Genomic DNA, 13,340 nt, shown 5'->3' with positions numbered 1-13,340 from the left:
TATCGTGCCAGGGAGACATCTACACGCGTAGCACTGCCGAAAAGTGAAAACCCGTACGGGAATGGGCCCGGGGCCCGGGGTCCGGTGGGGATGCCACCGGACGCCGGGCCCGGGCTCAGGTCGTGACCTGGGTGTCCTTACGGAGCGGTCTTGACCGTGATCTTGCCGTCGACGATCGCCTGCTTCGCCTTGTCCACCGCGGCGGTGAGGTCGGTCATCTTCGTGTACGCCGGGTTGGAGTCGGCCAGGCCGACGCCGTTCGCGGCGAGGCCGTAGCGGATCTCACCGGTCTGCGGCTTGCCGTCCTTGACCGACTTGATCAGGTTGAAGACGGAGCCCGAGACGTCCTTGGTGACCGAGGTCAGGATCTGGTTCTTGTAGGAGGCCAGACCCGCCTGCTTGTACTGGTCGGAGTCGACGCCGATGGCCCACTTGCCCGCGGCGGACGCGGCCTCGATCGCGCCGGAGCCGGCGAGACCGGCGGCGGCGTAGATCACGTCGGCGCCCTTGTCGAGCTGGCCCTCCGCGGCGGCCTTGCCGAGGTCGGGCTTCGAGAAGCCGTCGAAGTTCGGCGGCTGGGTCAGGTACTGGACGAGCACCTTCGCCTTGGGGTTGGTGTCCTTGACGCCCTGCGTGTAGCCCGCCTCGAACTTCTTGATCAGCGGCACCTCGACGCCGCCGATGAAGCCGACCGTGCCGGTCTTGGACGCCTTGGCGGCGGCGACGCCGGCCAGGTAGGAGCCCTGCTCCTCGTTGAAGACGAGGTTGGCGATGTTCGGGCCGGTCTTCGACGTGTCGTCGATGAGGCCGAAGGTGGTCTTCGGGAAGGACTTGGCGACCTTCTCGATGGCCGGGGCGTAGGAGAAGCCGACGCCGATGACCGGGTTGTTGCCGGCGCGGGCCAGCGAGGTGAGGCGCGCGACCTTGTCGGCGTCGCTCTCGCCCTGGGACGGCTCGGCCTCGGCACCCTTGACGCCGAGCTCGTCCTCGGCCTTCTTCAGACCCGCGTAGGCGGCGTCGTTGAAGGACTGGTCGCCGCGGCCGCCGATGTCGTACGCGATGGCGGCCTTGGTCGCCTTCGAGTCCGAACCGGAGCCGGAGTCGTTCGAAGACTTGCCACAGGCGGTGGCGGAGAGCGCGAGCGCCGCGGAGGCGATGCCCACGGTCGTGATCCTGGTGATCCGGCGCAAGAGGAGGGTCCCTTCAAGACTGACCGAAAGCGCCTCTTCCGGCGCTGGTTTCGCGGCGATCGTAACGCGCGTAGATGTCAGTTAAAGACCCGTTCATGAGTCGTTATCGGATCGTCGCGAACCGGCCAGCCGAGGCGACCGGGGGCGTTCGGCCCGGTACTGCCGGTTATACCGCCGGGGCGGGAGCCCGGACAGGGGCCGGGAGGCGACACGCCGGGCGCTGGGCCGGTCGTGGAACGGCGGTGGGCCGGACGGATGAGGCCCGTCCGGCCCGGAACCGACGCCGCGGAGCGGCGCGGTTCAGCACTGGTGCGTGGCGCGGTTCAACGCTGTGGCCATGGCCTGGTCAGAGCTGTCACCTGGGGTGGTCAGAGCTGGGGCGTGGCGTCGAGCAGGGCCGCGGCCGTGAAGAGTTCCACGCCGGCCTCGATGCACCGCTCGTCCACGTCGAAGTCACCGGCGTGCAGGTCGCGGACGCGGGTGTCGCCGGGGGTGCGGACGCCGAGGCGGGCCATGGCGCCGGGGACGTGCTCCAGGTACCAGGAGAAGTCCTCGCCGCCGAGGCTCTGCTCGGTGTCCTCGATGGCGTGCGGTCCACGGCGGGCGGCCATGGCGTCGCGGAGCAGTTCGGCGACGACCGGGTCGTTGACGACCGGGGGGACGCCGCGGACGTAGGTGACGGTCGACTTGGCCCGGTGCAGGCCGGCGACCTCGTCGATCGCGGCGTGGACCAGGTCGGGCGCGTCCCGCCAGGCGGGCAGGTCGAGGCAGCGGACGGTGCCGGAGAGCTCCGCGCGCTGCGGGATGACGTTGGGGGCGTGGCCCGCCTCGATACGGCCCCAGGTGACCGAGAGGCCCGCGCGGGCGTCGACGCGGCGGGCGAGGACGGCGGGGACGTCGGTGGCGACCCGGGCGGCGGCGGTGACGAGGTCGGTGGTGAGGTGCGGGCGGGCGGTGTGCCCGCCGGGGCCGTCGAGGGCGACCTCCAGACGGTCGCAGGCGGAGGTGATGGGGCCCGCGCGGAGTCCGATCTTCCCGGCGTCGACGCGCGGGTCGCAGTGGACGGCGATGATCCGGCCGACGCCGTCCAGGACACCGGCCTCGACGGCGTCGGCGGCGCCGCCGGGCAGGACCTCCTCGGCGGGCTGGAAGATCAGCCGCACGGCGTTCGGCAGGAGGCCCTCGCGGTCGAGCTCGGCGAGGACGAGGCCGGCGCCGAGGACGGTGGTGGTGTGGACGTCGTGCCCGCAGGCGTGGGCGCGGTTGGCCACGGTGGAGCGGTAGGCCACGGTCTTGGCGTCGGGGATGGGCAGCGCGTCGAGGTCGCCGCGGATCGCCAGCATGGGCATGCCGCCCCGCCGGCTGCCGATGTCACAGATGAGCCCGGTGCCTGCCGGTAGGACCTGCGGCGCGAGGCCGGCCGCCTCCAGGCGGGCCTTGAGCGCGGCGGTCGTGCGGAACTCCTGGTTGCCGAGCTCGGGGTGCATGTGCAAGTCCCTGCGGAAAGCGACGAGTTCGTCACGCAGGGATTCGGACAGCGTTCCGGGCAGGGTTACGGAGCCTGGCTCACGGGACTTCAACTGGTTCACCCTTTGAAGGGTAGGCCCGTGGACAGGCCAACTGCCCGTTGATCACGAAAAGTTCAGCCCGTTAGGGGAAAAAATCTCGGTTTCACGGGCTTGAACCTCACTCCCAGTGGGTATGGTCACCCGAATTCGAGTCGGTCGGTGGGCTTCGTCACACGGGTGGTGAGCCGGTCGACCTCGTGGGCCGCGGTGCACGCCACCCCGGACAGGAAGCCCTGGGCGCGCGGTGAGGCGGTCGCCCGCAGCCACTCGGGCGCTATCTCGACGACGGCGACCCGCACCCCCGTGCCGGCGAGGGCCAGCGGCAGGGTGTGCACGACCGTCGACGGGAAGCTGACGACCGTACGTCCGATGGGGCCGCGACGCGCGATCAGCTCCAGCGGCAGATCGGGCCGGACCACCTGGAGGCCCGTCTCGACCGCGATCCGGTGCAGTTTCTCGGCGCTCTCCCTGCGGTGCGCGAAGTAGCGGGTGGCGCCGTGGGCGGTGGCGAGCTCGCTCACCACGCGCGCGTAGTGGTCGGCGTCGACGACGCCCGTCTCGACCAGCGAGGTGCCGACCAGGTCCGCGCCGCCGGTGAGCCGCGGCGGGCCGAAACCGTCCCGGGTCCACGCGTACGTGTTCTCGGTGACCGTGACGCCGGGCGGTGCCTCCACGGGCAGCGAGGTGAAGATCTCGACCGTGCGGCCCCGGGCGGGGGCGAGCTTCCGGCGGGCGATCCGGGTGACGGGGGCGAGGACCAGTTCGCGGGGGCCCAGGCTGCCCTTGCGGTGCCAGCGCACCAGACGCTCGCCGCGGCCGAGCTGGGCGGCGAACTCCATGGTCGCGGTCCCGTCGTCGACCACCGTCAGGTGCCGGGGGGCGAAGAGGGTCAGCAGGAGCTGGACGTACCGGGAGAACGGGTCCCCGATGATCACCCGCTCCGCCGAGCGCAGCGGCCGGGCGAGCTCGCGCAGGGTGCGGACGAGCGCGCCCCGGCCGCCGCGGGCCTCCTGCCAGTGGACGGTGAGGCCCTGGTCGCGGGCCAGCTGTGCCATCCGGCGCAGCTGGCCCCTCGACATGGGGTCGGTCGGCGAGAGGACGACGACCGTGATGGCGTCCGCGGGGCCCGCGGTCGAGGGCGCCGCACTCGTGGGTGCCGCCGGGGCCGGGAGCCCCGGCCCGGCAGGGGCGCCGTCCCCTGCGGAACGTATGCCCCCACCGGGGCCCTGCGCGTGCGCCCACTCCAGGACGTTCAGAAGCTGGACCGGGCTCTCGACGAACGCCAGCTGCCCGGTCATGCGGCGACGGTGCCCTGGACCCGGCGGAGCTTCTTCATCGGGCCGAGCTCCGACTCGTACACCTTCTTCACGCCGTCACCGAGGGACGCCTCGATGGTCCGGATGTCGCGGACCAGGCGCTGGAGGCCCTGCGGCTCGACAGAGGCGGCCTGGTCGGAGCCCCACATGGCGCGGTCGAGGGTGATGTGGCGCTCGACGAAGGCGGCGCCGAGGGCGACGGCGGCCAGCGTGGTCTGGAGGCCGGTCTCGTGGCCGGAGTAGCCGATCGGGACGTTCGGGTACTCCTCCTGGAGCGTCTGGATGACGCGGAGGTTGAGCTCCTCGGCCTTGGCCGGGTAGGTCGAGGTGGCGTGGCAGAGCAGGATGTTGTCGCTGCCCAGGACCTCCACGGCGTGGCGGATCTGCTTCGGGGTCGACATGCCGGTGGAGAGGATGACCGTGCGGCCGGTGGCGCGCAGCTCGCGGAGCAGCTCGTCGTCGGTGAGGGACGCGGAGGCGACCTTGTGGGCGGGGACGTCGAACTTCTCCAGGAAGGCGACGGCCTCGGTGTCCCACGGGGAGGCGAACCAGGCGATGCCCTTCTCCGCGCAGTACTCGTCGATCTTGCGGTACTCGTCCTCGCCGAACTCCACGCGGTGGCGGTAGTCGATGTACGTCATGCGGCCCCAGGGGGTGTCGCGCTCGATGTCCCACTGGTCGCGCGGGGTGCAGATCTCCGGGGTGCGCTTCTGGAACTTGACGGCGTCGCAGCCGGCCTCGGCGGCCACGTCGATCAGCTTGAAGGCGTTGTCGAGGTCGCCGTTGTGGTTGATGCCGATCTCGCCGCAGATGTAGACGGGACGGCCCGGTCCGGCGGTCTTGTCGCCGAGGGTGCGCAGACGGGTGCTCATGGTGCTGTTCCTCACGGGTTGGGGGTGTTCAGCTCGGGTCCGAGGAGCCAGGCGGCGATCTCGCGGATCGCTCCGGAGCCGCCCGGGGTGACGGTGACCGCGCGGGCGGCGGCCCGTACGGAGTCGTGGGCGCTGCTCACCGCGACGGGCCAGCCGACGAGGTGGAAGCAGGGCAGGTCGTTGACGTCGTTGCCGGCGTAGAGGACGCGCTGCGGGTCGATGCCCTCGGCCTCGCACCACTCCTTGAGGGCCCGGTCCTTGCGGTCGATGCCGTGCAGGACGGGGATCTTGAGCTTGCGGGCGCGGGCGGCGACCACGGCGTTCTGTTCGGTGGAGAGGATGAGGACGGGCAGTCCGGCGCGGCGCAGGGCCGCGATGCCGAGGCCGTCGCCGCGGTGCGCGGAGACGAACTCGCGTCCCTCGGCGTCGAGGTGGACCCGGTCGTCTGTCTGGGTGCCGTCGAAGTCGAGGACGACGGCGTCGACGTCGGCGAAGCCGGGCGTGACGGGCTCGTCGAGGAGAGGCGCGAGGGCCCTGGCGCGGGCGAGGTCGTGCGGGTCGTCGATCTCCAGGACCCGGGCGGGGTCGGTGACGACGAGCGCGGTGCGGCCGAAGAAGCGGTGTCCGTGGGCACGGAAGCCGGCCGCGTCCATCGCGTAGACGGCGCCGGTCTCCAGGTACTCGGGCTCCCGGTCCTGGCGGCGCGGGCGGTGCGCCTTGTCGTGGTTGACGCCCTCGGCGCCGGACTCGGTCTCACGCCAGAGGAAGCCGTGGGTGGGGGCGGCCGTGAAGGCGGTGTCGGCGGCGCCCGAGGTGATCCGCCCGGCGGTCTCGGCGACCTCGGCGGAGGTGAGGAAGGGGCTGGTGCACTGGACGAGCAGGACCACGTCGGCCGGGCGGCCGTGGCCGGCCTCGAAGGCGTCCAGCGCGTGCAGGACCGCGGCCTCGCTGGTGGCCGTGTCGCCCGCGATCCCGGCGGGCCGCCGGACGGTCTCGGCGCCGGCGGTGCGGGCCGCGGCCGCGATGGCCTCGTCGTCGGTGGAGACCACGACGTGGGTGACGCTGCGGGCGCCGAGGCAGGCGCGGACCGCGCGGGCCACCAGGGGGACCCCGGCCACCGGGGCGAGGTTCTTGGCGGGCACGCCCTTGGAGCCGCCCCGGGCGGGGATGACGGCGAGCACGGTGGGGGCGGCGGTCATCAGAGTTCTCCCAGGCGGCGGATGACGGGGGCGACGCGCTGTACGCCGTGGCGGTACGCGCCCCGCGCGGCCTCCCGGACGACCCGGCGCAGCCCGCTCTCGCGGGGCTCGGGCGCGGTGACGTCCAGGCGGTGGCGGGCGAGGATCCCGGGCAGGTAGCCGGGGGCCGTCTCCGCGGTGTAGTACGGGGCGACCGGGGGCAGCGCGGGAAGCGCGAGGAGCTCGGCGACCCGGTCGCGGGCGGCGTCGAAGGCCTCCTCGTACGAACCGTCGGAGGCGACTCCCTGCCGGGCGAGCCAGGTTCCGTCGGGTGCCGGGACGTCCCCCTCGTCGAGCCGGTCGAAGGAGGTCAGCAGGCCGGAGCCGACGAAGTGGTGGTTGCCGAGCGCCTCGCGGACCCCGAGGTCGGTGAGGATCGCGGTGGGGATCCGGCGGTGCAGCGCTTCGAGGGCCGCCGTGGAGGAGACGGTGACGAGGAGGTCGGTGCGGTCGAGGACCTCGCCCATGTGCCCGTACACGAGCCGGAAGTTGGCCGGCGGGTCGAGCTCGCGCACCAGCTTCTGGAACGGGAACTCCTCCAGGTGCGTGGTGTGTTCGCCCGGCTTGGAGCGGAGCTTGAGGAGCACCTCGCGGCCCGGGTGGAGCCGGGCGTGGGCGATCAGCCGCCGCAGCACGTAGACCCGTTCCGCCCGGGTGGCGGGCACGGAGGGCTGGGCGGCGAAGACCAGGGTGTCGCGGCCGGCCTCGGGGGTGTGCGGGGCGCCGCCGAGGAAGGGCAGCGCGGCCTCGACGACCGAGTCGGCGCCGGCGCCCACACCCTCGTACACGGCGCGGAAGCGCTCGGCGTCGTGACGCGAGTTGGCGAGGACGACGTCGGCGCCGTGGCGCAGCAGGAGGCCGTCGGTCAGCTTCTCGTAGACGACGCCGACATAGCCGGTGACGATCACCGGACGCCGCTCCAGGGCGAGGTCGGCCAGACCCTGGAGGACGGCGCGCACGGTGCCGCCGACCAGGGCGAGCACGAGGACGTCGTATCCCTCGCCGCGCGCCTCCGCGTCCCGGACCGCGCGCAGGAACTCCGCGCCCGTCACCTCGCGCGGGGCGGCCTGGGACACCCCGGTCTCGGCGAGCTGGCGCGGGGTGGGCGTGGCCCGTCCGCGCAGGACGAAGCCGGCGGGTTCGGCGGTCGCCGTGGTGATGCGGCGCGCGGTGAGGGCGCCCCATTTCCACCGGGTGTCGGAGTCGGCGAGTACGGCGACCCGTACCGCTTCTCTGCTGCTTGCTTGCACGCCGAGGACGCTAGAAGGGTATTCCGCTTTCCGGCCCAACTGAGCCACAACAAACGGTGAACAGCGCCTCTCCGGCCGTTGAAGCGGGTCGAGGTCCGGACAGGAGAAGGCCGATTTCCCTTGCGGGGAAAGGCGGTTAATCGGCCCGCCGCCTGGTGTTCACCGAAAAGCCGTCCGGGGGTTGGTGGGAATGCCGGGGCGACGCCTAGCGTCGGCCCCGTGGTCAAGCTCTCCGTCGTCGTGCCGTTCTTCAACGTGCAGACATACGCCCCCGACACCCTCACGAGCCTGCGGGCCAACGCCCGCGAGGACTTCGAGTTCCTCCTGGTCGACGACTGCTCGTCGGACGGGACGCCGGAGCTCCTCGAACGGGCCGCGCGCGAGATCCCGGGTGCCGTCCTGATCAGGCACGAGCACAACGAGGGCCTCGCCACGGCCCGGAACACCGGCCTCGACGCCGCCCGCGGCGAGTACATCGCCTTCCTCGACGGGGACGACTGGCTCGCCCCCGGCTACTACGGGCGCCTCGTCGCCGCCGCCGAGTCGCTGCGCTGCGACTTCCTGCGCACCGACCACGTCTCGGTCACCGGCCGCAACCGGGCGGTGCGCCGAGTGCCGGTCCCCCGGCGCGGCGAGGTGCTGCGCCCCCGGGACTCGATCCTGCCGGCGCACCGGACGACCTCGGTCGACTACCCGTACGCCTGGGCCGGGATCTACCACCGGCGGCTTCTCGACCGGGGCCTGCTCCACTTCCCGCACGGCCTTCGGACGGCCGAGGACCGGCCGTGGATCTGGAAACTCCACCGCGAGGCGGAATCGTTCGCCGCGATCGGAGAACTCGGCGTGTTCTACCGGCGGGGGGTGGCTACCTCGCTCACCCAGATCGGCGACGTCCGGCAATTGGATTTCATCCGCGCCTTCGACCAGGTCGTCGAGGAAACGGCGAAGGACGCGGACGCGGACCTTCTTCTTCCCAAGGCCGTCCGCACGTATTGCGCGGTGATTTCCCATCACATCGGTTCGGCCGAACGGTTCGAGCCCGAGGTGGCGCGTCGGTTGAAGGCGATGAGCGCGGGCGCGCTGCGGCGGATGCCGCAGGAGGTCCTCGACGAGGCCCTGACCGCGATGGGCGGGGACCGCGCGACGATGCTGCGCCGGCTGCGCAGGCGCCGCCCCGCACCCCCGCCGGCGGCACCGGTCCGTGAAGGCGGCCCCGGCTCCCCGGAGGCGGCCCCGGTCCGCGCGAGCGTCACCGGCTCCCCGGAGGTGGCCGCGTGAGCGCCCGCCGGACCACCCAGATCTTCTGCGCCTCCACTCTGTACGGCGCCGTGACGCTCGCCGCCGCGCTCGACAGCGACTGCTTCGGCGCCGCCGACCGCCGGATCCTCCTCGTCACCAACAACGCGGCCGTGCCCGAGACGACCCCCGCCCTGGACGAGGCCGAGGGCTTCGGGCGGCTGCGCGGCCGCTTCGACTCCGTCCTGTCCTGGAACGAGACGATCTCCCCCCTCCACCCGGCCGGCTGGACCCCGCGCGCGAGCGACCTGCCGCTCCTCCAGCGCCATCTGCGCTCGCTCTGGAACCTGGGTGACGACCGGGTCGAACTCGCCCTGGAATCACTCCAGGTGACACCCGCCCTCGCCATCGCCCAGCTGCTTCCGGACGCGCCGATCACCGTGTACGCGGACGGCCTGATGAGCTACGGGCCGACGCGTAACAAGATCGACCCGCTGATCGGCGGACGCGTGGGCCGGCTGCTCCACCTGGACCTCGTCCCCGGGCTCGCGCCGCTGCTGCTCGCCGAGTTCGGGGCGGAGCCGGAGCCGGTGCCGACGGAGGCGTTCACGAAGGTCGTCGAGGAGCTGGCGGGCCCGGCCGCCGGGGCCTGCGCCCCGGAAGGGGGCCCCGTGCTGCTCCTCGGCCAGTACCTGGCCGCGCTGAACCTGCTGACCGCCGCCGAGGAGGAGGAGCTGCACCTGCGGATGGTCCGGGGCGCGATCGCCCGCGGCCACCGGCGGCTCGTCTTCAAGCCGCACCCGACGGCCCCGGACGCCTGGTCGCGGACCCTGGTGGAAGGGGCGCGGGAGCTCGGCGCCGACCTGACCGTCGAGGACCGGCCCCTCCTCGCCGAGGTGCTCTACCGCGAGCTGCGGCCCGCGCTCGTCGTCGGCTGCTTCTCCACGGCGCTGCTCACGGCGGCGACCTTCTACGGCCTGCCCACCGCCCGGGTCGGCACGCGCGCCCTCCTGGAGCGGCTCACCCCGTTCCAGAACAGCAACCGGATACCGCTCACGGTCGTCGACGCGGTCGTACCGCCCCTGGAGGCGAAGGACGCCGGCCCCGAGGTCGGTACGGAGGAGCTGAACGACCTGGTCGCGGCGGTCGGCTTCGCGATGCAGCCGAAGATACGCCCGGAGCTGCGGGAGCCTGCCGTACGGCACCTCTCCGGCCCGCTCGCCGAGCGCACCCGCCACCACTTCACCCGGCGCCGTCTCACCGTCCTGAACCTGCCGGGCGGCCTGCCGATCCCCCGCCACCCGAAGGTCCGCCGGCTCGCGCGCCGCGCGCTGCGGCTGCGCAAGGCGCTGAAGAGGTAGCGGGCGCGGTGGAAGCTGAGGGCCCGGGACCCGTGCGGGGGTCCCGGGCCCTCAGCGACGGGTGGTCAGGCGCGGACGATCGGCTCCTGGATCTCGGCGACCCAGCCGGCCGGGTCCGCCGGGCACTCCAGGTACAGCTCGCGGGCGTAGCCGGCGGACCGGTAGCCGTTGGTGTCGATCCAGGCGGCCAGGGTCTGCACGGTCGGCAGGATCCCGTCCATCGACCCCCGGTGGACGATGGTGGCCGCCTCCTCGATGCCGGGCAGGACGTGCACCTCGACGCCCTCCGCGGCCGTGCCCTCCGGCACGGTCGTCGCGGCGTGCACGCGGACCGAACCGTCCCCCGTGCCCGCGTCCTCGTAGTACGCGACGGCGGGCCCGAAACCGGTGACGCCCGCGCGCTCCAGCCGGCCGCACAGCTCCTCGTACAGCGGGCCGATGACCGGCCCGATGTCCTCGGGGCCGAAGCTCGCCGCGACCCCGCTCAGCTCGGCGACACGGACGGCGGGAACCTTCTTGACGACGACGTCCTGGGTGGACATGCGTCCCTCGCTCTCGATCGCGCGGAGCCTCGCACCGACCTGGGCGAGCCGGGCCCGCGCCGCCTCCAGGGCCGCTTCCAGCTCGGCCTGGCGCAGGCGCAGCATCCCCCGCAGCTCCTCCGCGCCGAGCTCCTCCCGGAGGATCGCCCCCACCTGTTCGAGGGTGAAGCCGAGGTCCTTGAGCGCGATGACGCGGTTGAGCGGGGCGAGCTGGTCCGCCGTGTAGAAGCGGTAGCCGCTGTGCGGGTCGACGTGGGCCGGGCGCAGCAGTCCGATGGCGTCGTAGTGGCGCAGCATCCGGACCGACACCCGCCCGTGCCGGGCGAAGTCTCCGATGGCAAACATGACGCCTCCTACGGAACGGCCTCACACGGTGTGAGGGTCAAGCACCCGCCGCCGAGAGCTTCACGGCGAAGCCGAGGAAGAGGGCGCCGGCCGCGGAGGTCGCTCCCGCCGAGAGGCGCTTGCGGCGCCGGAAGGCTGCGGCGAGCCGGGTGCCGCCGAATATCAGGGTCGTCAGGTAGAGGAAGCTGCCGAGCTGGAGCAGGGTGCCGAGGACCAGGAAGGAGAGCGCCGGGTAGGCGTAGGACGGGTCGACGAACTGCACGAAGAAGGAGATCAGGAAGAGGATCGCCTTCGGGTTGAAGAGGCTGATGATCAGCGCCCGGCGGTACGGGTGCTCGGAGGGACCCGCGTCCGCCTCGGCTGCGGACTCGGCGGCGGGCTCGTGCCGGGTGCGCCACATCGCCAGGGCGGCGCGCAGCATTCCGTACGCCATCCAGGCCAGGTATCCCGCGCCCGCGTACTTCACGATCATGAAGAGGAGCGGGGTGGTCTGGAGCAGCGAGGCGGCGCCGAGGGCGGCGAGCGTCATCAGGACCGCGTCGCCGGTGAAGACCCCGGCGGCGGCCTGGTAGCCGGTCCGGGTGCCCTTGCGGGCGGCGACGGACAGCACGTACAGCGAGTTCGGCCCCGGGAGGAGGATGATGAGGACGAGCCCGGCGAGATAGGTCGGAAGATCGGTGACACCCAGCATGAAGCGGAGTGTCGCATGTCAGTACGACACTCCGCTGTGACGTGCGCCTAAGACGTACGAGGGCGATCCCGACAACGCGGCGAGCGCGGGTATCTAGAAGGCGTCGGTCGGGACGTACACGCCCCAGACCTCCCGGAGCGCGTCGCAGACCTCGCCGATGGTCGCGCGGGCCTTGAGGGCGGCCTTCATCGGGTAGAGGACGTTCTCCGTTCCCTCGGCGGCCTTCTTCAGCTCGGCGAGCGCCGCGTCCACGGCCGGCTGGTCGCGCTCGGCGCGCAGCCTGGCGAGGCGCTCGGCCTGCTGGGCCTCGATCGCCGGGTCGACGCGGAGCGGCTCGTAGGGCTCCTCGACGTCGACGGTGTAGCGGTTGACGCCGACGACGACCCGCTCGCCGCTGTCGGTCTCCTGCGCGATCCGGTAGGCCGAGCGCTCGATCTCGCTCTTCTGGAAGCCGCGCTCGATGGCGCTGACCGCGCCGCCCATCTCCTCGACCCGGCCCATCAGCTCCAGGGCGGCGGCCTCGACGTCGTCGGTCATCTTCTCGACGACGTAGCTGCCCGCGAAGGGGTCGACGGTCGCGGTGACGTCCGTCTCGTACGCCAGGACCTGCTGGGTGCGCAGGGCGAGGCGGGCGGACTTGTCCGTCGGCAGGGCGATGGCCTCGTCGAAGGAGTTGGTGTGCAGCGACTGCGTGCCGCCGAGGACGGCCGCGAGGCCCTGCACGGCGACGCGCACCAGGTTGACCTCGGGCTGCTGGGCGGTGAGCTGCACGCCGGCGGTCTGGGTGTGGAAGCGGAGCATCTGCGACTTGGGGTTCTCCGCGCCGAACTCCTCCTTCATCACCCGCGCCCAGATCCGGCGGGCCGCGCGGAACTTGGCGACCTCCTCCAGGATCGTCGTGCGGGCCACGAAGAAGAAGGAGAGGCGGGGCGCGAAGTCGTCGACGTCCATGCCGGCGGCGACGGCCGTGCGGACGTACTCGATGCCGTCGGCGAGGGTGAACGCGATCTCCTGCGCGGGCGAGGCGCCGGCCTCTGCCATGTGGTAGCCGGAGATCGAGATGGTGTTCCACTTCGGGATCTCGGTCCGGCAGTACTTGAAGATGTCCGCGATCAGCCGCAGCGAGGGCTTCGGCGGGAAGATGTACGTGCCGCGGGCGATGTACTCCTTGAGCACGTCGTTCTGGATCGTGCCGGTCAGCTTGTCCGCCGGGACGCCCTGCTCCTCGCCGACGAGCTGGTAGAGCAGGAGGAGGAGGGCGCCGGGGGCGTTGATCGTCATCGACGTGGAGACCTTGTCCAGCGGGATCCCGTCGAACAGGACGCGCATGTCGTCGATCGAGTCGATGGCGACGCCGACCTTGCCGACCTCGCCGTGCGCGAGGGGGGCGTCGGAGTCGTGGCCCATCTGGGTCGGCAGGTCGAAGGCGACCGACAGGCCCATGGTGCCGTTGGCGATGAGCTGCTTGTAGCGGGCGTTGGACTCGATGGCGGTGCCGAAACCGGCGTACTGCCGCATGGTCCAGGGCCGCCCGGTGTACATCGAGGGGTACACCCCGCGCGTGAAGGGGTACGCGCCCGGCTCACCCAGCTTCTCGGCGGGATCCCAACCGTCCAGGGCGTCCGGTCCATAGACCGGCTCGATGGGCAGTCCCGACTCCGACTCGCGCGCCATGCGTGGTGCCTCCCGAATAGACCTGCTGCTCAGCGGTACCGACCCTCGCGACGGACT

The 13,340-nt window shown here is 72.3% G+C and carries 11 protein-coding genes; 2 read left to right on the top strand and 9 right to left on the bottom strand.

What is annotated here, in order from left to right; translation table 11 throughout:
* Window positions 1-137: 137 nt before the first annotated feature.
* The 6 genes from ACZ51I_RS24580 to ACZ51I_RS24555 form a co-directional block, all read right to left on the bottom strand.
* Window positions 138-1,190, bottom strand: coding sequence for a BMP family lipoprotein (locus ACZ51I_RS24580; protein WP_468879518.1), 1,053 nt, complete (start codon window positions 1,188-1,190; stop codon window positions 138-140).
* Window positions 1,191-1,558: 368 nt separating this feature from the next.
* A complete protein-coding gene (locus ACZ51I_RS24575) occupies window positions 1,559-2,779 on the bottom strand; it encodes an amidohydrolase (RefSeq protein ID WP_468879516.1) in 1,221 nt (406 codons plus the stop codon).
* Between the two features lie 116 nt (window positions 2,780-2,895).
* Window positions 2,896-4,056: a hypothetical protein gene (locus ACZ51I_RS24570; RefSeq protein ID WP_468879513.1), complete on the bottom strand. Its 1,161-nt coding sequence runs from the start codon at window positions 4,054-4,056 to the stop codon at window positions 2,896-2,898.
* Window positions 4,053-4,946, bottom strand: a complete 894-nt coding sequence (locus ACZ51I_RS24565) for an N-acetylneuraminate synthase family protein (RefSeq protein ID WP_468879511.1) — start codon at window positions 4,944-4,946, stop codon at window positions 4,053-4,055. The genes ACZ51I_RS24570 and ACZ51I_RS24565 overlap by 4 nt, the downstream gene beginning before the upstream one ends.
* Window positions 4,947-4,957: 11 nt before the next feature.
* Window positions 4,958-6,145: a cytidylyltransferase domain-containing protein gene (locus ACZ51I_RS24560; protein ID WP_468879508.1), complete on the bottom strand. Its 1,188-nt coding sequence runs from the start codon at window positions 6,143-6,145 to the stop codon at window positions 4,958-4,960.
* Window positions 6,145-7,434, bottom strand: coding sequence for a DUF6716 putative glycosyltransferase (locus ACZ51I_RS24555; RefSeq protein WP_468879506.1), 1,290 nt, complete (start codon window positions 7,432-7,434; stop codon window positions 6,145-6,147). The genes ACZ51I_RS24560 and ACZ51I_RS24555 overlap by 1 nt, the downstream gene beginning before the upstream one ends.
* Before the next feature lie 219 nt (window positions 7,435-7,653).
* On the opposite strand from ACZ51I_RS24555, the gene ACZ51I_RS24550 reads away from it, so the two are divergent.
* Both ACZ51I_RS24550 and ACZ51I_RS24545 read left to right on the top strand, forming a co-directional pair.
* A complete protein-coding gene (locus tag ACZ51I_RS24550) occupies window positions 7,654-8,712 on the top strand; it encodes a glycosyltransferase family 2 protein (protein WP_468879504.1) in 1,059 nt (352 codons plus the stop codon).
* Entirely contained in the window at window positions 8,709-10,031 is a 1,323-nt protein-coding gene (locus ACZ51I_RS24545) for a polysialyltransferase family glycosyltransferase (protein WP_468879502.1), read from the top strand. Before ACZ51I_RS24550 ends, ACZ51I_RS24545 begins: the two co-directional genes overlap by 4 nt.
* A 65-nt stretch (window positions 10,032-10,096) precedes the next feature.
* Here the strand turns inward: ACZ51I_RS24545 and ACZ51I_RS24540 are convergent, their stop codons facing one another.
* The 3 genes from ACZ51I_RS24540 to ACZ51I_RS24530 form a co-directional block, all read right to left on the bottom strand.
* Window positions 10,097-10,918, bottom strand: a complete 822-nt coding sequence (locus tag ACZ51I_RS24540) for a MerR family transcriptional regulator (protein ID WP_468879500.1) — start codon at window positions 10,916-10,918, stop codon at window positions 10,097-10,099.
* Window positions 10,919-10,955: 37 nt separating this feature from the next.
* Window positions 10,956-11,609 carry a leucine efflux protein LeuE gene (gene leuE, locus ACZ51I_RS24535; RefSeq protein WP_468879498.1) on the bottom strand — a complete coding sequence of 218 codons (654 nt, stop codon included), beginning with the start codon at window positions 11,607-11,609 and terminating at the stop codon, window positions 10,956-10,958.
* A 93-nt stretch (window positions 11,610-11,702) separates the two neighbouring features.
* A complete protein-coding gene (locus ACZ51I_RS24530) occupies window positions 11,703-13,283 on the bottom strand; it encodes an acyl-CoA mutase large subunit family protein (protein WP_468879496.1) in 1,581 nt (526 codons plus the stop codon).
* Window positions 13,284-13,340: the final 57 nt, after the last annotated feature.

Source organism: Streptomyces sp. NPDC034084 (assembly GCF_055575535.1).
This window is presented reverse-complemented; position numbering and strand designations above follow the sequence as displayed.

What these genes read in the sequence shown, in the direction of transcription:
- ACZ51I_RS24565 (WP_468879511.1), bottom strand. Translation starts at nt 4,946, where the DNA reads ATGAGCACCCGTCTGCGCACCCTCGGCGACAAGACCGCCGGACCGGGC.
- ACZ51I_RS24570 (WP_468879513.1), bottom strand. Translation starts at nt 4,056, where the DNA reads ATGACCGGGCAGCTGGCGTTCGTCGAGAGCCCGGTCCAGCTTCTGAAC.
- leuE (WP_468879498.1), bottom strand. Translation starts at nt 11,609, where the DNA reads ATGCTGGGTGTCACCGATCTTCCGACCTATCTCGCCGGGCTCGTCCTC.
- ACZ51I_RS24540 (WP_468879500.1), bottom strand. Translation starts at nt 10,918, where the DNA reads ATGTTTGCCATCGGAGACTTCGCCCGGCACGGGCGGGTGTCGGTCCGG.
- ACZ51I_RS24560 (WP_468879508.1), bottom strand. Translation starts at nt 6,145, where the DNA reads ATGACCGCCGCCCCCACCGTGCTCGCCGTCATCCCCGCCCGGGGCGGC.
- ACZ51I_RS24530 (WP_468879496.1), bottom strand. Translation starts at nt 13,283, where the DNA reads ATGGCGCGCGAGTCGGAGTCGGGACTGCCCATCGAGCCGGTCTATGGA.